The sequence below is a fragment of the Paenibacillus sp. Root444D2 genome (assembly GCF_001426375.1).
GTDB lineage: Bacteria > Bacillota > Bacilli > Paenibacillales > NBRC-103111 > Paenibacillus_E.
Window position 1 is genome coordinate 260887 of the sequence record NZ_LMEO01000023.1, and the last position, 20481, is coordinate 281367.

At 46.0% G+C, this 20481-nt stretch carries 15 protein-coding genes and 1 pseudogene; 11 read left to right on the top strand and 5 right to left on the bottom strand.

Features of this window, described 5'->3' with window-relative positions; genetic code table 11:
- Window positions 1-30 precede the first annotated feature (30 nt).
- Window positions 31-2148, top strand: a complete 2118-nt coding sequence (locus tag ASD40_RS15320) for a phage tail protein (RefSeq protein ID WP_057304103.1) — start codon at window positions 31-33, stop codon at window positions 2146-2148.
- Window positions 2149-2181: 33 nt separating this feature from the next.
- Window positions 2182-3873, top strand: a complete 1692-nt coding sequence (locus ASD40_RS15325; protein WP_057304104.1) for a hypothetical protein — start codon at window positions 2182-2184, stop codon at window positions 3871-3873.
- A 240-nt stretch (window positions 3874-4113) separates the two neighbouring features.
- Here ASD40_RS15325 and ASD40_RS15330 read toward each other — a convergent pair whose 3' ends face one another.
- Window positions 4114-4992 carry a LysR family transcriptional regulator gene (locus tag ASD40_RS15330; RefSeq protein ID WP_057304105.1) on the bottom strand — a complete coding sequence of 293 codons (879 nt, stop codon included), beginning with the start codon at window positions 4990-4992 and terminating at the stop codon, window positions 4114-4116.
- Window positions 4993-5102: 110 nt separating this feature from the next.
- Between ASD40_RS15330 and ASD40_RS15335 the strand changes: the two genes are divergently transcribed.
- Window positions 5103-5513 (top strand): tautomerase family protein, encoded by a 411-nt coding sequence (locus tag ASD40_RS15335; protein ID WP_057304106.1) that lies wholly within the window; start codon window positions 5103-5105, stop codon window positions 5511-5513.
- Window positions 5514-5515: 2 nt separating this feature from the next.
- Window positions 5516-5845 (top strand): carboxymuconolactone decarboxylase family protein, encoded by a 330-nt coding sequence (locus ASD40_RS15340; protein WP_057304107.1) that lies wholly within the window; start codon window positions 5516-5518, stop codon window positions 5843-5845.
- Window positions 5846-6160: 315 nt separating this feature from the next.
- On the opposite strand, the gene ASD40_RS15345 is transcribed toward ASD40_RS15340, so the two are convergent.
- Entirely contained in the window at window positions 6161-6826 is a 666-nt protein-coding gene (locus ASD40_RS15345) for a TetR/AcrR family transcriptional regulator (RefSeq protein ID WP_057304108.1), read from the bottom strand.
- Between the two features lie 272 nt (window positions 6827-7098).
- Between ASD40_RS15345 and ASD40_RS15350 the strand changes: the two genes are divergently transcribed.
- From ASD40_RS15350 to ASD40_RS36400, 5 genes and pseudogenes are all read left to right on the top strand, one after another.
- Entirely contained in the window at window positions 7099-7950 is an 852-nt protein-coding gene (locus ASD40_RS15350; RefSeq protein ID WP_057304109.1) for an SDR family NAD(P)-dependent oxidoreductase, read from the top strand.
- Window positions 7947-8957, top strand: coding sequence for a zinc-dependent alcohol dehydrogenase family protein (locus tag ASD40_RS15355; RefSeq protein WP_057304110.1), 1011 nt, complete (start codon window positions 7947-7949; stop codon window positions 8955-8957). Before ASD40_RS15350 ends, ASD40_RS15355 begins: the two co-directional genes overlap by 4 nt.
- Window positions 8958-8985: 28 nt before the next feature.
- Window positions 8986-10149, top strand: coding sequence for an SMP-30/gluconolactonase/LRE family protein (locus ASD40_RS15360; protein WP_057304111.1), 1164 nt, complete (start codon window positions 8986-8988; stop codon window positions 10147-10149).
- Window positions 10150-10173: 24 nt separating this feature from the next.
- Window positions 10174-10962, top strand: a complete 789-nt coding sequence (locus tag ASD40_RS15365; RefSeq protein ID WP_057304112.1) for an SDR family oxidoreductase — start codon at window positions 10174-10176, stop codon at window positions 10960-10962.
- A 76-nt stretch (window positions 10963-11038) separates the two neighbouring features.
- Window positions 11039-11188, top strand: a pseudogene (locus ASD40_RS36400) (DUF2087 domain-containing protein); the annotation flags it as partial.
- Between the two features lie 473 nt (window positions 11189-11661).
- Here the strand turns inward: ASD40_RS36400 and ASD40_RS15375 are convergent.
- The 3 genes from ASD40_RS15375 to ASD40_RS15385 form a co-directional block, all read right to left on the bottom strand.
- Window positions 11662-12084, bottom strand: a complete 423-nt coding sequence (locus ASD40_RS15375) for a hypothetical protein (RefSeq protein ID WP_057304114.1) — start codon at window positions 12082-12084, stop codon at window positions 11662-11664.
- Window positions 12085-12601: 517 nt separating this feature from the next.
- Window positions 12602-13060 (bottom strand): MFS transporter, encoded by a 459-nt coding sequence (locus ASD40_RS15380; RefSeq protein WP_156390023.1) that lies wholly within the window; start codon window positions 13058-13060, stop codon window positions 12602-12604.
- Window positions 12997-13275: a hypothetical protein gene (locus ASD40_RS15385; protein WP_057304116.1), complete on the bottom strand. Its 279-nt coding sequence runs from the start codon at window positions 13273-13275 to the stop codon at window positions 12997-12999. The genes ASD40_RS15380 and ASD40_RS15385 overlap by 64 nt, the downstream gene beginning before the upstream one ends.
- 276 nt (window positions 13276-13551) lie before the next feature.
- Between ASD40_RS15385 and ASD40_RS15390 the strand changes: the two genes are divergently transcribed.
- Window positions 13552-17148, top strand: coding sequence for an S-layer homology domain-containing protein (locus ASD40_RS15390; protein ID WP_057304117.1), 3597 nt, complete (start codon window positions 13552-13554; stop codon window positions 17146-17148).
- 200 nt (window positions 17149-17348) lie between these two features.
- Window positions 17349-20444, top strand: coding sequence for a hybrid sensor histidine kinase/response regulator (locus tag ASD40_RS15395; protein WP_057304118.1), 3096 nt, complete (start codon window positions 17349-17351; stop codon window positions 20442-20444).
- Window positions 20445-20481: the final 37 nt, after the last annotated feature.

Here is a 20481-nt window from a genome sequence, read left to right on the forward strand (position 1 = left end):
GTCCTTATTTAGGAAAAGAGGTGTCGAACGATGCAGGATGGACAAACGTTTTTTTCACTTAACAAGCCGCTTGACTGGGAACAAGGATATGAAGCCAATATTCATATGCAGAGCGAAGGATTTTCGATTCAGCAGACAGAAAAATACAGCATTCACCGCATCGTTCGCACAGACGAGCTGGAAGGCATTCATCCTATTCAAGAGATGACGGTTGGGCCAGGTCGGAAGCTATTTTTGCTAGACGAGGCTTCGAATGTGTGGATTTATGATGATGAAAGTCGCCACCTCGAGTCGTTATTCCGTCAGGGTCATCAGTTGTTTAGTCATCAAGCGATGCTGGCTTCTATGTCAGATCTTCTGGTGATAGCAGATGCTCACGTTGAAAGCGAAAGAAGACTTGCGGTTTATTCGATTTCCAATGGACAGACCATGTGGGCCATCCATGATTGGGAAGGACTTGAATTATTTCCCCTCTCGGCTAATACGAGATTAACAACGTCAAATTCGCTTTACGTGGCGGTCCCTTTGGACATTGCGGTTGGTATGAATGGAAGTCCCGAAGTTCCTAAGGGCGGCCGGATCGGCATTATACAGTGGAACGCGGCAGGTGAAGTGGTACATGTGTATGAACATGAAACGCTCCGTCTGGAAGAAGCGGCTGAAATTACTGCACTTCGAGGACGTTATTACACCGCTGCTGCGGGTGGTAAATTAGTTCTATTGGATGCACAGCTCAGAACGGTAACGGTGTTCCATGAGGACGGTCGGGAGCCGTTTCATTTTAAGCTGGAGCAGGAAGGGCGCTTTGCCGGTATTTCCATTGATACGAATCATAATATCTATATAGGGGACAGCGGATACGCACAGCAAGAAGGAGTAACGGAGCGGTTTATACTAAAGTTTCGCGAGAATGGCGAGCAGTTTGATAAAGTAACGAGCTTTCGAGGGCGAACGGATAAATTGCTGCATGATGGGCGCAATCGGTTGTATGTTTTTGATCGGATAAGCGGTCAGATTAGCCTGCTTGATCTTCGTGCCCGAACGATGCTGCTTGAGGGGACTCAGCTTCCGGAGGCCGTCTATTTCTCAGCTGAGCTGGATACGACGGAGACGGAGACACAGTGGCATAAGATTCGTCTAGATGCCGATATTCCGGAGGAAACGCAGGTTCGTTTTTCCTATTTTACATCGGATGAAAGTGAAGGATTCATTGATGGCGAATACGTAAATTATACGGGCTATTTGACGGATCCAGGCATTCCAATTCGAGATAAGCTAGCTGCGACGCGAGACTTATGGTCTGAGCCCATCTTGAATCCGAAGGATGCTCTTCTGATGAATGCGAGAGGCCGGTATCTATGGTTCAAAATCGAGCTGATTGGCAGCGAGCAAAAATCACCTTACATCCGAAAGCTTCGGGTCTACTTCCCGAGAACGTCACTGATTGCCTATTTGCCGCCGATTTATCAGCAAGACGAGGAGCATAGCCCTTTTCTGGAGCGGTTTCTGGCGATGTTCAGCACGTTCTTTGACGATATGGAGGATAAAATAGACCGTATTTCCTCTCATTTCGATCCGGATGCGGTATCCGGCACTTATCTGGAATGGTTGGGCCGCTGGCTGGCTATCACGGATCATGAGGCATGGGGCGAAACGAAGCTAAGATTGCTGATCAAACAGGCCCCTGAGCTTTATAAATTGCGGGGAACTCGCGAAGGCATGATGAACATGCTTAAAATTTACACAGGGTCTGAACCGTTTTTGTTGGAATATTTTCAATTTAAACAAATGCAGGAGACGTCGGAGCTGCGGCAGCTTTTTGCCCAGTTATATGGAGATAATCCTTATTGCTTCTGTATTATGCTAAAGCCTGAATTCGTTCAGACTGATGCACAGCGGCTAACGATCGAGCAAATCATCGAAGACCAAAAACCAGCTTATACCGAAGGCAAATTAATCGTTCTACAACCGTGGATGTACGCGGACATGCATACCTATCTGGGCATTAATACTTACTTATCAGAGCCAACCTTGTTAACGCTAGATCAGCGTTCGTCGATGCCTTACAATACGGTTCTGATTGATGTAGATCGTGATAAACGGATGGATATACATACTCGCTTGGAATTGGATTCCGAAATCGAATAAACGAAATGAGCCTTGGAAGGTGAGAGGATACTTATGAAAAAAACACGCTATTACCCGTTTGAGCGCAATCGGTATTTCTATGGAAAGCTGCTGACGGTAAGGGATTTCGAGTCTGAGCAAAAGTATTTCAACGATAAGCGCAGAATGATGAACCGTTTGCTGCATGGTTCGGGCGTACTTACGGGTCTGCAGGTTGTCGCGGTCGATGAAAAGTCAGTTTCTGTAGAGATGGGAGCTGCGATCGACGCGCTTGGCCGGGAAATTGTCGTGCCTTCTCCGATGACATTGAAGCTAGCGATGATGGATGGTTTCAGCAATAATCAGTATGCCAAGAACGTATATCTATGTATTGCCTATGACGAAAAGGAAAAAGAACCCGTTCACGCGGTCGCTAATTCTTCTATTCGTTCCGACGAAATTAATGACTATAATCGTGTGCTGGAAAGCTACCGCTTGTTTATCCGGGAAGATGCGCCAGATCCAGCCTCACTGCCTTTGGCAAATCTGTCCGATCAGACGGTCGTACTTTATCAAGATTCTGGGGTGCGCGTGCTTCAAACAACACCTCGTTATGTGAATCCAGGTCAGCTCTTCGAAATGAAGCTGCGCTTCGAGAAGACTCTTAAAGCAGGCAGACTGTCCTTTCAATATGAGCTGGCTGCTGAACGCGTAGAGGCGATTGAAGGAACAACCATTGTGTTCCAAGAGCCGCAGGATGGGCAAGAGAGCGAGTATGAAATGAAGGTGCTTTTGCGAGCGGATAGTACAGCGTCCGTGAAGGGTACGATTGGCGTACAGGTGAGTACAGCCGTTCTGAAGTTGGATGACAGGCAGTTGGAGCTGCAGACTCAAGCTGTTGGCGAAGTTCAGATTATTGGCGAATCCGTGCGGGAGCGGTTGATGTCGGACTTCGTGAAACAATCTTTGGAGACTTCTTTAGAAGCTCCGTCCGAGCCTTGTATTTATTTGGCTAAAATATGCCTTGTCCAAGTGGGACCAACCTATGTCATTGAAAGTGTCGAGCAAGTGCCATTTGGCGAATACGTGTACAATTCTTCGGTCATGTACAGGCTTGGCAAAGCGAACGAGTACCGCGAAGAAACATCCGGTCAGTTTGTAACGAAGTCCAAAGTGAAAACCTTGGCGCCAGGACAGCCTCCGGAATTCAAGGTTAACTTCAATAAAGCGATTAGCGAGCTTTCATTCGATTTAAGTATTCCAGCCGGCGGCGGAAGCGGCATTGCCGGTATGCTGAGCGGTGTGGTGGACATTCCGATCGAGCCTTTCACGAAGATTGCGGTGTCCCCATTCGGAAGAGCGACCAAAAGCTTCTTCTCCGGCGAAATCGCACACGGACTCGGCGAGGGCAACGTGCTGATCATCACTAGCTTAGAAGAGAGCAGTGGTGAAGCTTTCTCCGAAATGCTATCCAGCGGGGACCGCGTATACGGCGGAGCCTCGGATGTGTTCAAGGGCAGCGAGTTTGAACCCGATGCCTCAGAAGTGAAGATTGGCACAATTGCCTATCCGCAAAAAGGCACATTCCGTATTGGTGTGAAGGTACAACAGACTTCTGAGCCGGGGAATGTACGTGTGCGTTGGTGGGCGTATAGCGCGGAAATGGCCAGTACTGCTCAAAGCGGCGCAAGTGGTGGCGTTGATTCACTAGATGAAGCACTGTCGGCTATGAGGGAAGCGGCATCTGCGGGCAGCGGGGCTGAGTAGGTAGTCCTTAATGAATTCCGCATATTCATACAAACTAAGAAAGCAGTTGTTGCAGAGTCTCCTCTGTTATAGCTGCCTTTTCTAATAGATTCCATTTACATCATGTATATATGGAGGAATTTCCAGTTATTGCAAGTATGAAGCCTTAGGGGTTCGATCCCCCTAAGGCTCCATAAAAAAACACGCCAAGTGAGGCGTGTTTTTTTGTGTTTGGTGGAGTCCATGTAGGAGGCGGTACGCTTAGATTCGCCGCAGTTCCTCTTTAACATATTGCATTAAAAGATTTTTGGATGATGAGGTATATTCAGTGTTGCGTAATTGCAGCAGGCCGACCGGGATGGATGAGTCCTTCAGTTCGACGTGTATTTTCACGACATTCGGGGGTAATGCTGTGGAATCGAGAACGGCTCCTACGGTAGGAATTTGCTGAACGAACCCGGGAATAGCCGAGATTTGACTCACCGTATATAGAAATGGAGTTTCGGTGTAATGGGAATATTGCTTAGATAACCGCAGGTAATACAAGCAGGTATTTCCCCCAACGATCATCGGGTAGTTAAGCAGTTCTTCAAAGGGTATTATATCGTTTCTTCCGGCCAAGGGATGGCTGTTCGCTACAATAAAGGAGATATTCTCGTTATATAGCGGTTCGAAGTGAAAAGAAGAAAGATCGGTAGGCTCTCCGCATATGGCAAAGTCCAATTGATTCTGGAGTACCGCGCGTGACAGGGAGTCGGTGTTCCCATTGACAAAGTGACACGATACTTTTGGTTTATGTTCCCGGAATCGTCGCAGTGAATTGGGTAGCACATGCTCTATCAACGATTCAAGCCCTCCGACGCGCAGGGAGCCGATCTCCTCTCTTTGCAAAGCTTTCGCTTGCTCAGTTACATGGTTCCAGTGCCCAATGAGCTTGTCAATTTCCGTGGCAAAAATTTGTCCAGAAGCCGTTAACTCCGCATCCCATCCTCGCTTGAATAGCTGGATGCCCAATTCCTTCTCCAATCGCTGGACTTGATTTGTAATCGTAGACTGAGCGTAATTCAATTTCACTGCCGCTTTGGTGAAGTTTCCTTCTTGAATAATGGCTTGAAACGTAGTTAGTTCCTTTAAGTCCATGGCATATCTCTCCATCGAATAAATTGAATTAATAAATCATTTTATTCAATTATACAAATAAAGAAGAGAGAAGTACAATTAGGGTATCTTGCTGAAGGAGTGATATTTGAATGCCATTAATCAGAGTAAGCTACTTGGAAAATCAATATGGGACACAGCAACTGCCCTTGATAAGCCGTGCGATTATGAGCGCTCTAATCCAGCATTTCAATGTGCCGGAAGACGATTACTTTCAAGTGTTCCATTCGCACAAAGCAAGCGAGTTTTATTATAGTCGGAATTACTTAAACATAGAGCGAAGTGACGGGCTGCTCTATATTCAAATCACGCTCAAATCCGGAAGAAGTACCGAGCAGAAAATAAGCTTTTACGGTAAGTTAGCTGACCTATTATCAAATACGCTTAACATGAGGAAAGAAGACGTATTCGTCGTGCTGGTCGATACGGAATTCGAGGACTGGACATTCGGTAACGGCGTTGCGCAAATGATTGAACGTCCAGACAACAAGGGGGAGGCATAAGAATGAAGCATCAAAAAATTGTATCAAACGCACGTGAATCGTTTGGGGATATTGCTCCTACTTTCGTGCGCTATTCGGAAGAAGTGCTCTTCGAGGACGTTTGGAGAAGAGAACAATTATCGCTTCGGGAACGTAGTCTCCTTACGATTTCAGTGCTAGTCGCCGGAGGACTTACAGGACAGCTTCCTTATCATCTCCGCCTAGCAAAAGAGAACGGTCTGACCGAAGAAGAACTGATCGAAGCGTTGACTCATCTCGCGTTTTACGCTGGATGGCCGCGTGCCGCATCCGCGATTCAAGTTGCGAAGGATGTATTCGAGGAAAACTCATAAAGACGGGATAAGGGGTGTGTAACTGCGGGAGCGCGCATCACTGGTAGCGATGCGTCAGGAGATCAGCCCTCGCGGACTGCCGCTTACGGTGGACATAGAAAAAATAACAAGTGAGCTATCATCTCGTTTATAAACTAACTTCTAATACATAATAGAACTCTGTAAACGTCAAAAAGCCCCCCCATCTTTTCAACAAGTTGGAGGGGCTTTTTGACGTTTGTAGAGAAGCATGGCATTTATATCTACCATAACGACACACAATCATGCCATATTTTTGTAGTGTGTGAGACTTGTCAACCGGATCAGGATCCCGTATTAGGTGCTGTGATTTGGCAACAACGAGCTGACTATCATTGACAATGTTTGCTTGTATACGGCATGAGCCGATTGTACATCTCCCAAGTGTCCACCCATGTAAAGATGAATAACGCCATGGAGCGAGGCCCAGACTATACGTACAACCGATTCCGTATCATACTGGCCGGGAATCAGTCCATGCTCTTGCGCATGGTTAATCACGGTTAATAATTGCCGCATGGCAGTTACGGTGCCATGCATGCTTTCCTCGTCAGGTTTGAAATTTCCAAAGGCTCCTCCGAACATCAGCTTATAATAGCCAGAGTAACGCTGCCCGAATTGCCAATAGGTTTCGCATAAATTTAGAAAATACTGTACTGGATTAGCAGTTTGCGGCGTCGCCTCGAATTCATAAGCGAGAAGCTTACACCCTTCCAGATACAACTGCTGAGCTAAGCCCTCTTTATTAACAAACAAGCTATAAATGATTTTTGTTGAGCAGTCCATTTTCTGCGCTACTTTTCGCACAGTAACGGCTTCTGGTCCCTCTTCTTGCAAGAGTGTTGCCGCAGCATCAACAACGAGCTTACGCAGATTTTCAGTATTTTGCAAACGAGCTTCTTGGTAGGTTTTCAACAATCGTGTGTTCGCAGTGGAAGAAGTATCTTGGTCATCGCTCATCATCTTCACCTTCGGTTATCGTGTTTTCGTCAGGAAACAAAGTTTCTGACTCATACCAGAAATTTTATATAGTTGTTGGGTAGTTGTCAATGTGACGTTGGATATTCAAAGATCATATTGACTTTTTAAAAACGAGTGGTTACAATGAATTCATTCAGAAACACTGTTACCGAAATTGAAGATTCTTAGCTTTCTTCGGAATCGGTGATTACTTCTAAGTATTTGGCAACATTGTTACTTAACTAAAACGTTGTATCTAAAAGGAGGCTAACACTATGAAGATTCAAGGAAAATGGACGCTTGTCACTGGAGCTTCTTCCGGTATTGGAGAACAATTCGCGAGACAACTAGCCAAACAAGGCAGCCACTTGGTACTCGTGGCTCGATCAACGAATAAGCTTGAGAGCTTGGCAGAAGAGCTTAGAAAGAAGTATGGCATCAAAGCTGAGGTTATCTCAATGGATCTTGCGAAAGAGGGTGCACCCAGCGAGTTATATCGGCAATGTGAACTTTTGAAAGTGGATATCGAACTACTAATCAATAATGCAGGATTTGCTACACATGGTTTGTTCGAGCAAGTGTCAGGTGAGCGTCAACATGAAGAAGTTATGCTCAATGTCGCTGCTGTTGTAGATATGACGCACTTGTTCTTGCCAAACATGTTGCGAAAAAACTCAGGAGCAGTTATTAATGTGGCATCAACTGCTGGATTTCAGCCGCTTCCCTTTATGGCCGTATATGGGGCGACGAAAGCTTTCGTCTTATCGTTTACTCAAGCGTTATGGTGGGAAAACCGCGACCGAGGTATCAAATTCTTCGCACTTTGTCCCGGTTCGACGGACACCAGCTTCTTTAATGTTGTAGGAACGGATGATGCCTCTGTCGGAAAGAAAGATACGCCGGAAAGAGTCGTAGAGGTTGCCCTTCGTGCGTTGAAGGAAGGGAAGATATACGTCGTTCCGGGTGTGCAGAATTATATCGGGGCGCAGTTATCGCGATTCATAACACGCAAGCAAGGTCTTCGACTTGTTGGAGGCATGCTTCGTCCACGCGGAGGATCCGGCAATACTAATAATTATAAGAATACAAGTAATCAATCTGATCTTGCAGGGAGGACAATTCGATGAAAGCTATACAACTAACAAACGGCTTCGGCTTTGAGGAATTAAACATAACGGAACTAGACATACCAACGCCAGGCCCCCATGAGGTGCTGATCCGCATGAAAGCAGCTTCTCTCAATTACCGGGATCTAGTGATCCTCAGCGGATTAATGCCGATTGAAATCAAATTTCCCTTCATTCCATTATCAGACGGAGCGGGAGAAATTGTAGCCGTTGGCCAAGGAGTAACGAGGTTTCAGGTCGGAAATCGAGTAGCGGGTAATTTGCAACAGCGATTCATGGCCGGTAGTCCAAGAGCAGAAGTATTAAGAGACAGTCTAGGGGGTCCGTTGAACGGAGTAGCGGCTGAATATGTCGTTCTACATGAAGACGGAATTGTCCATATTCCCGATCACCTCACTTGGGAGGAGGCTGCCACCTTGCCGATCGCGGCATTAACAGCATGGAGCATGCTAATCGAATACGGTGGTTTGCAAGCGGGTGATACCGTGCTTCTGCAAGGAACAGGCGGTGTTTCCATCTTCGGGCTTCAATTCGCTCTTATGGCCGGAGCACGAGCGATCATCACATCGAGCAGCAACGACAAGCTGGAACGAGCAAAAGCTCTCGGTGCATGGCAAACGATCAACTATTCGGAAGTTCCCGATTGGGATATAGCAGTGTTAGAACTGACTGGCGGCGTCGATCATGTTCTAGATGTTGGAGGAGCGGCAACGATGGCCAAATCCATAAATGCGCTTCGAATTGGAGGAACCTTAAGTATGGTCGGGTTCCTATCGGGCTTGACCATTCCGGACTATGATGTCACGGGAATCTTGCAGAAAGCCGCAACGGTTCGCGGCAGTCAAGTCGGCAACCGGGATCACTTTGAAAAGATGAATCGAGCGATTGCCCATCATCGTTTACAACCCGTCGTCGACCGTGTATTCCCTCTGGATCGAATTGGAGAAGCATTCGCGCTCTTGGCTGAAGGAAAGCAATATTTCGGTAAAATCGTAGTTCAAATTTAATCATTTTCATAACAAAGGAGAAGCTCTAATGTCTAATACACCAGTCCCCTCCGCCAAGGCTGCTTCAGGCGTGAAGCGTCCGAAACGCTCATTACGTAGAAACTTACTCGGATGGGGTTTATCACTGCTTGCAGTACTCCTTCTTGGAGTAATCGTGTTCTCGTTTATACCTTCACCTATCGAACCGGCAAAATGGTCCGCGCCGACGGCCCCCTCTTTTGAGGAAGCGGGCCCTTGGAAACAGAACAACAAACTCAGCTCTGCTCAGCTTGTTACTGATGCCCCTAAATCCCCGGAATTCATTACCTTCGATAAGGAAGGCCAGCTATACACAGGAGATTCTGACGGGAAAATTTACAAGGTTGCTTTCGATGCAGAGGGCAATCCACAAAAGGCCCAAGTGTTTGCAGACACCAAAGGAACGCCTAATGGGCTTATATTCGATGCCAATGGCAATTTGATCGTTACTGATATCAAAAAGGGACTGCTGTCTATTAACCCATCGGGGAGCATAGAGGTATTGGCCAATCAAGTAGACGGCAAGCCGATCTATTTAGCTAACGAACTTGATATTGCCAAAGACGGCGCAATTTATTTCTCCGATACCTCGAACTATGGCAGCGTGACCTTCAAGGAAATTGCCGAGAACAAGCCGCATGGACGTTTGCTGAAGTATGATCCAAAGACCAAGCAGACGACTGTCCTGTTAGAAGGGCTCTATTTTGCAAACGGGGTTGCCTTGTCTGCGGATGAAGATTTTGTGCTTGTGGCGGAATCATATCATTATCAGTTGACCAGATACTGGCTCAAGGGTCCAAAGAAAGGGACATCTGATATTTTTGCGGACAATCTCGCAGGCTTTCCAGACAACATTACGCGTGATGAGCAAGGTCATTTCTGGGTCGGTATCTTCACGACTCGCCTTTCCTTTGTAGATCAGATGCATAGCAACCCTTGGTTGGCCAGTACCATGGCCAAAATACCGCAGTCGCTGCTAAGCGGTGCAAGCGCACCGGTGAAGCATGGGCTTGCTGTGGAGCTCAGCCCGCAGGGAGAGCTTATCGGAAGCTGGCACGATCCAGAAGGCACACTGTACGGCGTAACTACAGCAATAAAACATAACGGATATTTATATATAGGAACGGCACCTGGAGGTAGCCTGGGTCTTCATCGCGTGCTTTTAACAAAATAATGTTGGAATCCGGGAGGGTGCGAAATGAAACTGGATGATTTAGCGTTATCTTGGAATGTGAAGGAGAGTCTGGCCGGCAAAGTAGCCTTGGTGACAGGCGCCAGCAGCGGCATTGGAGCATCGATTGCTAGGAAGCTGGCAAAGCGCGGCGCACATGTGACCGTAGTGGCACGCCGGCGGGAACGATTGGATGAGCTGGTTCAGGAATTGCATAAAGAGGAATTGTACGAGGTTATGGCGGTAACTGCTGATATTCAAAATGCTGAAGAAGTACAGCATGTGATCAATGCAATTATTAATCGCTGGGGGCGTCTTGACATTGTAGTCGCCAATGCCGGATTCGGATATCGAAGTACTTTGGTAGATGTGGATCTGGAAAGGTGGGAGGAGATGTACAGGACCAATGTGCACGGTCTTATGCTGACTCTGCGGTACGGGCTCCCGCCGATGCTGGGTCAGGGCAAGGGGGATGTCATCATCATCTCCTCCATTGCCGGCAAGGAAGTGATTGCCGGAGGAGGCCCATACAGCGCGACCAAATACGGCGTTAACGCCATAGCGTCTGCATTGCGTTTGGAGACACTTTCTCAGGGGATTCGCGTTACTACGATTCAGCCCGGGGCAGTGGCAACGGAATTTTCTCAGGTGGCCGGGTATTCCGAGGATGAAATTCGCGCGTTCGCTTCGAACGTCTTGCCGTTACATCCCGATGATGTTGCCGAGGCAGCACTCTATGCACTAGAGCAGCCTGAGCATGTCAACATTTCGGAACTGACCATTATGCCTTCAAGGCAAGCGCAGCGGTTCAAATAAAGCGACGTCCATCACATGTACCATTGCCCAACCTATAAGAGCTCAAGCGAGTTAACGCTTGGGCTTTTGTTTTTCGAAAGAAATCAATGATTTTATTAAGAATTTCCATGAAGATTTTGCAACGATTCGAAGGGAATTTATTATGCACCAATTCATGTTTAGGGAAAACCAAATATACGAATTAAACCCACAAGAGATGTGGGCAAGGTGGGAGATTCTGTCGTGACGACTATAGTCACCCTAGGGGTGGTTCACGGCGCTTGGACAAGTAATCCGTGTTGACGAAATTAAGGGGCGAGCCTAAAAATGCTAAACCCCAGTTAGAACATCTACTCGGCTAATCATCTTGTGAATCAAATCCCAAAGGATTCCTAGTTGTGTACGATATATTGGAACGGCACCTGGAGGCAGTAAAGGCGTTCATCGCGTGCTTTTAACAAAATAATGTTGGAATCCTGGAGGGAACGAATCATTTTATATACTTAGTAACAAATTTAGTGATTAATAGGGATGGCAGAAATAAAGCTACCATAAAAATAAGTAGCAATACATTAATAAAGGGCGATATCCCTCCATCGAAAAAGAAAGTATATGTCCACTTAAAACCGGTGAACAACAGAAAATATGTGAGTATAAAGAAAATGGTTAATAGGATTTTTCTCATGTTTCTTAAGACCACCCTTTTGTTTGCTGCTTAATTTAAGGCTGCTCCATTTGATAATCAACGGTATTATCATTTAAGTACATTTCAATTTTTTCGGGTGGGGAATCTAACGTAATTATGAAAAGGGACTCTGTTTTCATGTACTGCTCGTCAGGGGCCATTTTATCTTTCAAATATATAGATAGAGTGCCATCTTTGAGGTCCAGTCTAATTGTTCTATAGTCGTAGCTAAGGTCTTTTTTGGAGTAAATAAGGTAACGTATCTTCTCTGCTTGATCCTTATTTTCATTCATTTTCTTTAAGTAAATACCGTTTTCTTGTGATTTAGTTTGCACCCATGTTTGTAGATTTGTATCAAGATCAGATCTTTCAACGTTCTTGGAATTTATTTGTTCATTTGAACATCCAATCAATAGTAAGAAACAAATGGAACCTAAGATTCTGATCAAAATAGTCATAGATTCTCCCTTATGTTAGCCATACGAGACCGTCGATTCATTTCCATAACTAGTAGGCAGCTTCGTGAAGTTAGATGGGCTATATTAGTTAGCAATGTTGTAAAATCTACAACAATTCTCACGCCAAAAGGCTATTTTGCAGGTTGAAGTTGCAGTTTGTACAACATTTCTAACCCATTTGTCGCGAAATGGCCTGAATGGGGCTAAATTGTTGTACATTATGCAACATCGAAGGAGATAGGCGGGATTTTGGCAGAAATTGTTGCACTTTTTACAACATCAATTCAACCGAGAATAAGGATTCATTCATCCGGCAACATCAAGTGAGAATATATGAGGATGGATTCCTTAGTGTTCTAGCATATTGTCATACCCATAATTTGTCAACGCAATCAAGTAGGCCCATGCAACTGCGCATGTGCCTTTTTGATTTTGTCATTTAGTTATAACTATTAAATAAAGCTGCTGACTCAGACTCCTTCAAGACCACAGCCTTCTTTTGCTTCTTTCTGCCAAACTAGAAATAGTAAATCGCTAGAATAACCAGTTGCAATGCGGCTATAACCAAACAGATATTACTGAAAATAAAGCCAGATGAATAGCTGTATAAGGGGTTCCAGTTTGGAATGCCTTGGGATCCAAGATCAACAATTTTACTGTATATGCCAATAGTAATCTCTTGCGAAATAAAGTTGACCATCGCCAGCATACCCATCCCCACGCCGACCTGTTTCTTAGGCAGGGTTCTTGAAACCGAGTTGGATAACGCAATGACAATGAAAGATTGCCCGATGTTGCCAAGAATCAGAAATACAGCAATAAACAGGGGGGATCCTCCAGTAAAAGTGGAGAGTAAAATAAAACAAGCCAGCAGTAGGCTTGAAGCCACATAAACGACGAACGAGTTGCCTTTTAGATCCGCGAGTCTACCGCCTCTACGTCCAAATACAGCAGAAGCAACAGCTGCAGGGACCATTGCGAAGCCGATCCAAACGGGATGACGTCCGGCTGAAGCTTCGGCATTTGCTCAATAGCCTCTCCGCATTCCGAAACGAGCCGAACACGCCAGGAATATCCCGATAGCATTCGCTGAAGTTGGTATAGCGCCAGCGATTCGTCATCCACCAACATGAGCTTCATGTATTTCACAATCGAAATATATACGTAGATGACGGTGTGGGTTATTTTCACGCAATCGTACGCCTCTATTTTCCAAACAGCCTATCGTTTAAACCATGGAAGGTACGCAACCTGCCGCAAAGGCAGTCGGAACTTGTAGAGATTTTGTATAGTTCCTTTTGTTATGATCATGGATGTCGAATGGACATGGATTTTATCGAGATATAGGACAGGAGTGGGACGAGAATAAGAACGATCGTTTACTGATGCAGGTACAACATCCGTACCGGATTACCGACGTAAGAAGCAAAATAACTCAAGCGAGAGCAGGGTAGGAGTGAACAAAAGATGAAATTAAAAAATCAAAGAATGTTATCTGTTCTAATGGCAATCGTTATGGTATTAACGATGATGCCTTTTCATCCGTTAGAAGTAGGAGCAGCGGTAACACCAACACTTGATCTCGGTACTCCGGTTAGATCATCCGCAACAAACTATCAGCTGTCAAATGCTGCATTTGGAAGTACGGGTGTCGTTGATACAGACGGCGGATACTTTAAAGTAGCTGTAAATAATGGCTCAACTGCAGTTGGGACTGTTCCAAACAGTATTACCGAGTTGACTAATGGCATAACCATTAGCGGCATTGTTACTGACCAATCTACATCTACAAATAGAGTGTTCAATTTTTCAGGCGCTGCTACTTATGAAGACATTCGAGCTGCGATTCGAAATATGACATTTACACAAGCTGCAGGGCAAACCCAAAGTGTCACAGTCAATGTAACGCCAGGGGCGCCATTGTCCAATGGAAAAACATCTGTGCGTACCTACAATGGACGCTATTTTGCATATGTGGCAAGACAGACTACCATGACTTTTTATGATGCTGTGACTACTGCAACGAACAATAATGGACATCTCGTAGAGCCAGCAGCAGGCGATGCTGGTGCTGGAGAAATGTTGGCGATTGCCAGTATGTTTAAAGAATTTAAGAGTTCCTTTATGACAATTTCAGGAACCCAGTGGAACTTTATAAGCTTTATTGGCGCTACTAAAACTACATCACCTAGTTGGAGCACTTCTAATAATGATAGTCTGACACATTATGTATCGAACATCGGTCAGCATACAAATCTTGAGACCTCGAATTATAATGTGCCTAATGGACCCATCACCCATATTACACTTCTGCTAGACACCAATAATACTAAAGTAGGTTACTTAGGCGTAACTGATGTACACGGTAGCGGTACATTTAAAGATCCAGGAGTTATTGTTGAGTATAATCCCGGATTCATTACCAACATCACGGCCACCAAAGATGTTCCGATTTTTTCGGGCGGCGGGATCGCTAGTGTAACAGCAGCCGTTTATAAGAGTGTAACAGCTTCTGTATATAACGGCTCCAGTACCATAACGGCAACCCCTCGTGATGTAAATACGGTTATGACTGTTACACATGCAAACGGGGACCCCGTTACAGGACTTAGAGCATTTGACCAAAGCGGCAATGAAATTACTGCCGGTGTAAACGGTTGGTATCCAAGCAATGGAAGCCCGATTATATTTCTGCCTTTATTGCCGGGTGGAAAATACAAAGTAGCTGCTACATCGACATTCGATGCAAGTACAGTAACTCCAAGTACGGCTTCTGAGACACAAAGTATTACATTGCCAACAGTAGGCGATAACCTTACAACAGGACTCGACCCTGCAAATGCCGGTAAAACATCCATTACCGTAAAGCCATCCTCAACTTTGGCTAAATATGCTGTAGCCGATGAGAATGGCAATGTGGTAAGTAGTTGGAAAACAGGCACAGGTTCAGATTTAACTTTTGATAACCTTAACCCAGGTACCAAATATCAAATTGTGACGGTACCCGCCGATACGACCGATCCGCTTCCTACAGCAGGCGTAAGTGGCACACCAGTTACAACGCCAGTAAACATATCTGCCGGAATGATGTATGAAGATACAAAATATCCTACACAAGCAACAATCACTGTGGCTGGCGTTACAGGCATCGTAAATCCATATACGGGCAAATACGCTGTCAACGATGTACCGGTAGGAGTGTATCCAGCAAGTATTACGATTACGAACCCTGACAACGCATCACTTAACGCAACATTTACGGCTACGGCTACCGTAGATGACAAAGGAAATGTCACCTTTGGACCATTTACGCCAATTGTCGGAACACCTGCGGGAATGAGCGTTACAAGCGATGAAAAGGGAAACATTATTGTGCATCCTTCTACTGCTGTTTCAAAGGTAGCCAGTGATATGACAGCTGCTATCCATACGAATACTTTAGAGGCTTTACAAGCAGCACATGATGAATTTACGGCTCTCACTCCGGAAGAACAATTGCAAATAAGCAGAACAACGGTAGAGAATGTATCCAATGCGATATTAAATTTGCTGCAGGCTTCATTAAAGATTAGCAGTGCCGTAAGCGGTGTTGCAAACCCTGCTGCCACAAGAAATCAATTGGATAATCAAAAGGGTATGCTGCTCACGCCTGCAGAAATTGCTCAAGTACTGAACGGTCAATCTTTGAATGTCACTCTTAATCTGAATGCGACGGATGTGTCTACTAGCACAACTCCAGGAGTATCAGCTGACAAGAGCTTAATTGAAGCCCGCGTTGCCTCAAGTGCGGCTATCATTGGCTTTATGTATGATATTAACATTACCAAAAAAGTGGATGAACTAAACAGCAGTGGCGCAGTGATTACTCCAGGCACACCACAGCTTGTACCTGTAGTATCGTTACCGATTAGTATTACACTACCTATTCCGACAAACTTGTTGGGATATAAGTATTTCGCTATTGTGAGAGTTCATAATGGCGTTGCGGAATTCATACCAGCCTCTGTCAATGGAACAACCGTAACGTTCTCCTCAACCAAGTTTTCGACTTATGCTTTGGTTTACTCCAACCAAATGATATTTGCGGATAACTTGCCGGGTACAGGACCTTCACAGCCATCAACGGATGGAGGAAGCGGAGGCGGAGGCTTCGTCAGCCCCACCATCACGATTGATAGTGTGACAGGTGGAAAAGTAACCGTAGACAATAATAAAGTTACATCCGGTACCAAAGTGACCATTACTGTCACTCCTGATACTGGATATTCATTGGACAAGCTAACGATTACAGATGATAAAGGCAATGCAATCAACTATACAGACAACGGTGACGGTACTTACACGTATGTCCAACCGAGCGGCACAGTTAAGATTAACGCAACGTTTAAAGCTTTAGACAAGGCGCCAACGTCGGCTGCCGATACGGGAGTATTCAAGTTGCTCAATACGAAGGATCATTTTGTATACTTAAACGGTTATGAAGATGGAACCTTTAGGTCTAACGCCTCAGTAACCCGTGCTGAAGTCGCTCAGATGTTTTATAATCTTCTAAAAAATCAGGATGTAAATACTACTGGAACGCACTTTGCTGATGTACCTGAGAAAGCTTGGTATGCAAAAGCTGTGAACACCTTAGCTAGCCTTGGTATTATTAACGGCTATAAAGATGGCTCTTTCGCACCTAATAAGGCTATCACTCGCGCAGAGTTTACAATCATTGCAGTAAACTTTTCGAATAAAGCTGCAGGCAAGAAGAACTTTACAGATGTATCTAATACCCATTGGGCATATGCCAGCATAGCAACTTCAGCGGAATACGGCTGGGTAAACGGTTATCCGGACGGTGCTTTTGAACCGGATAAGACCATCACTCGTGCAGAGACAGCTACGATTGCAAACAGAATGCTTAATCGTCAGCCTGACAAGAAAGCCATCGATGCGTCCACCAGTATCAAAGTTTTCAAAGACCTTTCAAATGGCTACTGGGCATACTATGACATTATGGAAGCAACCAATGCCCATCAATACGAGAAATCAAACGGTATGGAAATTTGGGTACCGTAACAAAACGCCATTGATTAAATAAGTTCAAAACGAGAAAGCCCGCCAATGTTTCGTATATTGGCGGGCTTTCTTTACATTCCAGACTTTATTATCTGATTACGGCACAAGGAATTGACGCAGTTCTTGTCGAAAATATGAACTCCAGCATTTGCAAGCAGATGGTGGAGTTGCTCGGCGAAACGTTGGGAGTGAGCTTCTTTATGATATGGATAAAAAACAAAAACGCCCTGAAATATGCGGCCACGTTCATCCTGTTTCTTTTCATACTTCTCGGCATCCGGTGGTTTTGGTCCGGTTTTTTTCTTACGCCTGAACATCCTCGAGCGGTTCAAGGTGTGCTCGATCTGCGTGGCTGGGACTTCGCGAAATCCCATTCCATTACGCTGAAAGGCGAGTGGGAGTTTTATCCGGAAGCGTTCATCACGCATGAAGACAAGGGCCGGGAATATCCTGGCAAGCGTTACATACAGGTTCCGGGAGATTGGCGAAGCGCTTTGCCGCCCGGGTCAAAGTCATCTTTCGGATACGGGACGTACCGACTGCGCATTCTTGTCAGTCCTTTTCTGCAGCAGTCTTTCGAATTCTGGATTCAGGAAATTCAAGCCTCTTCAACTGTTGAATTCAACGGTCAGTTAGCAGGAGTCGGCCAACCGACTGAGCAAGCGAAAACGTATACGCCCCGCCGGATTTCTTATACCCCGCTCTATAAGGCGAACGGAGTGAGTGAGATCGAGCTGCTTGTACGCGTTGCGAATTTCGAAAATCCGTTAAATGGCGGCATTGTCAGGGACATCCGCTTCGGGTCGGATGCGGCCATCAATACCGAACGCTGGAGCTCCATTGGCTTTCAGGTTGTGACATTCATGATACTGATGTTGCATGGCTTGTACGCCTTAATGCTATACGTGTTCAATCGGCAAAAATCGTTTCTTATCTTCTTCATGCTGCTTCTGGTCTCCGGTCTTTCGATTATGTCCGATAACGACAGCCTGCTGTTTGTATCCATGCCATTCATCAGCTATGCATGGGCGCTGAAAATCAAGTTGCTCTCGTACACGTCGGTCCCCTTTTTTTTCCTGCTGATGGTTGCAATATTTGCCAAGCTCCGAACTAACACGGTTTTGTTTCGTGCGTACGCCGTCGTTTTCGTGCTTTATTCGGTGTTTGTGGTGGTCATGCCGCCGCCGCTCATTTACTATTCGATCGAAATTAAAATATTCAGGCTGCTCTATTGGTTCCCATTGGCTTGGGTCATCTATCTGATCTGCAAAATGATAGCCAGAAAACAGCCTGGTGCCGCCTTTCTGCTGCTTGCCGCTACGAGTATATTATCCAGCTCCGCATGGGGATTGCTTAATCCTCGCTCGGTAATAACGAACGTCTACTACCCGTTTGACGTGCTGGCGGCTATCGTTAGTTTTTCCGCTTACTGGTTTAAACAGTACTTCCGCAATTCTGAAGAAAACGCTAAGCTGAACGAGCAGTTAAAGATGGCAGACAAATTGAAGGACGATTTCCTGGCCAACACATCGCATGAATTGCGCAATCCGCTGCACGGGATACTGAATATGGCGCAAACGGTACTTGATAGCGAAAAACATGCGCTGAGCGATAAGAGCGCCAAAAATTTGGAGTTGATGATCATCGTCGGCCGGCGCATGTCGTTTATGTTAAATGACCTGCTCGATTTGACGCGTCTCAAGGAGGGTATTGTCCGCCTGCATCTGCAAAGTGTTCAGTTGCAAGCGGTCGCTTCCGGTGTATTCGACATGGTTCGTTTCATGACCGAAGGTAAACCGATCCGGCTCGTCAGCGAGATCCCGAACGAGTTTCCTCCTGTGATGGCCGACGAAAACCGGTTCGTTCAAATTATGTTCAATCTGGTACACAATGCGGTCAAATTTACTAACGAAGGGACAATCATCATCCGGGCGGCCGTTAAGGGCGGGAAAGCGTACATTAGCGTTGCGGATACAGGCGTAGGCATGGACGCGGAAACGCTGCAAAGAATCTTTAAGCCCTACGAGCAAGGCGACACCGGCATGACGGCGGCTCCAGGCGGCGGCATCGGACTCGGGCTTGGCATTTGCAAGCAGCTCGTAGAGCTGCATGGCGAAACGTTAGAGGTCATCTCTGCCCCCGGCGCAGGCACAGTATTCACGTTTTCATTGGCGCTGTCCGATTCACTTTTCGTTCAACCGGAAATGGAAGCTGCGTCGATTCTATTGCCTGCTTATATGGAAACAGGCGCTGCCGGCTCGAACATTCAATACGGTGAAGATACGGAGACGCCAAGTTCCAGATCTACGGATAGACCGATCGTATTGGCTGTGGACGATGATCCGTTTAACCTGAAAGTATTGGAGGACATTTTAACTGCGAAAAGCTTCGATATCGTAGCGGTTACGAGCGGCAAAGAAGCGTTGTCTCAACTAAATTCGAGAGTGTGGGATCTGGTTATTACCGACGTCATGATGCCTCACATGTCGGGATATGAGTTAACGCACGCGATCCGCGAGCGCTATTCGAGCTCAGAACTGCCCATTCTGCTTCTGACCGCACGCAACAATTCTGAAGATATTGCCGCGGGATTTTTGGCAGGCGCCAACGATTACGTTGTAAAACCTGCGGAAACGATGGAGTTGATAGCCCGGGTGAGGGCATTAACCGATGTGCACCGTTCGATGCGCGAACGGCTGCGTATGGAAGCGGCATGGCTGCAAGCGCAAATACAGCCGCATTTTTTATTCAACGCGCTCAACGCGATAGCGGCGCTCAGCGACATCAATCTGAACAGAATGCGCCTTCTGCTGGACGAATTCGGAAATTATTTGCGATCCAGCTTCAACTTTCAAAATTCCGAGCAGCTTGTTCCGCTTGAACAGGAGCTTGCTCTCGTCCGTTCCTATTTGTATATCGAGAATGAACGTTTCAACGGCAATTTGGATATTGTATGGGAAATTGATGTGGGCATGAGGCTGAAGATTCCTCCGCTTTCCATCCAGCCTCTCGTGGAAAACGCAGTACGGCACGGTATAACGAGGCGTTCGTCGGGAGGAAAGATCCTTATTCAAATCACCGAATATGAAGACCGTTCAGAAGCAACCATTACCGATAACGGTGTTGGAATGGATGAAGAAACGGTGAAAGGATTATTGCGCACACATTCGGGCGGCAGGCAAGGAGTTGGTCTGCGCAATATCGATCGGCGGCTGAAACAAATGTATGGGAATGGATTGCAAATTCAGAGTTATCCGGAGCAAGGTACGACCGTTTCCTTTGTCATGCCGAAGTGAAGTGTGAGGAGTATCAAGCTTTAGCGTTTGCAGGCGA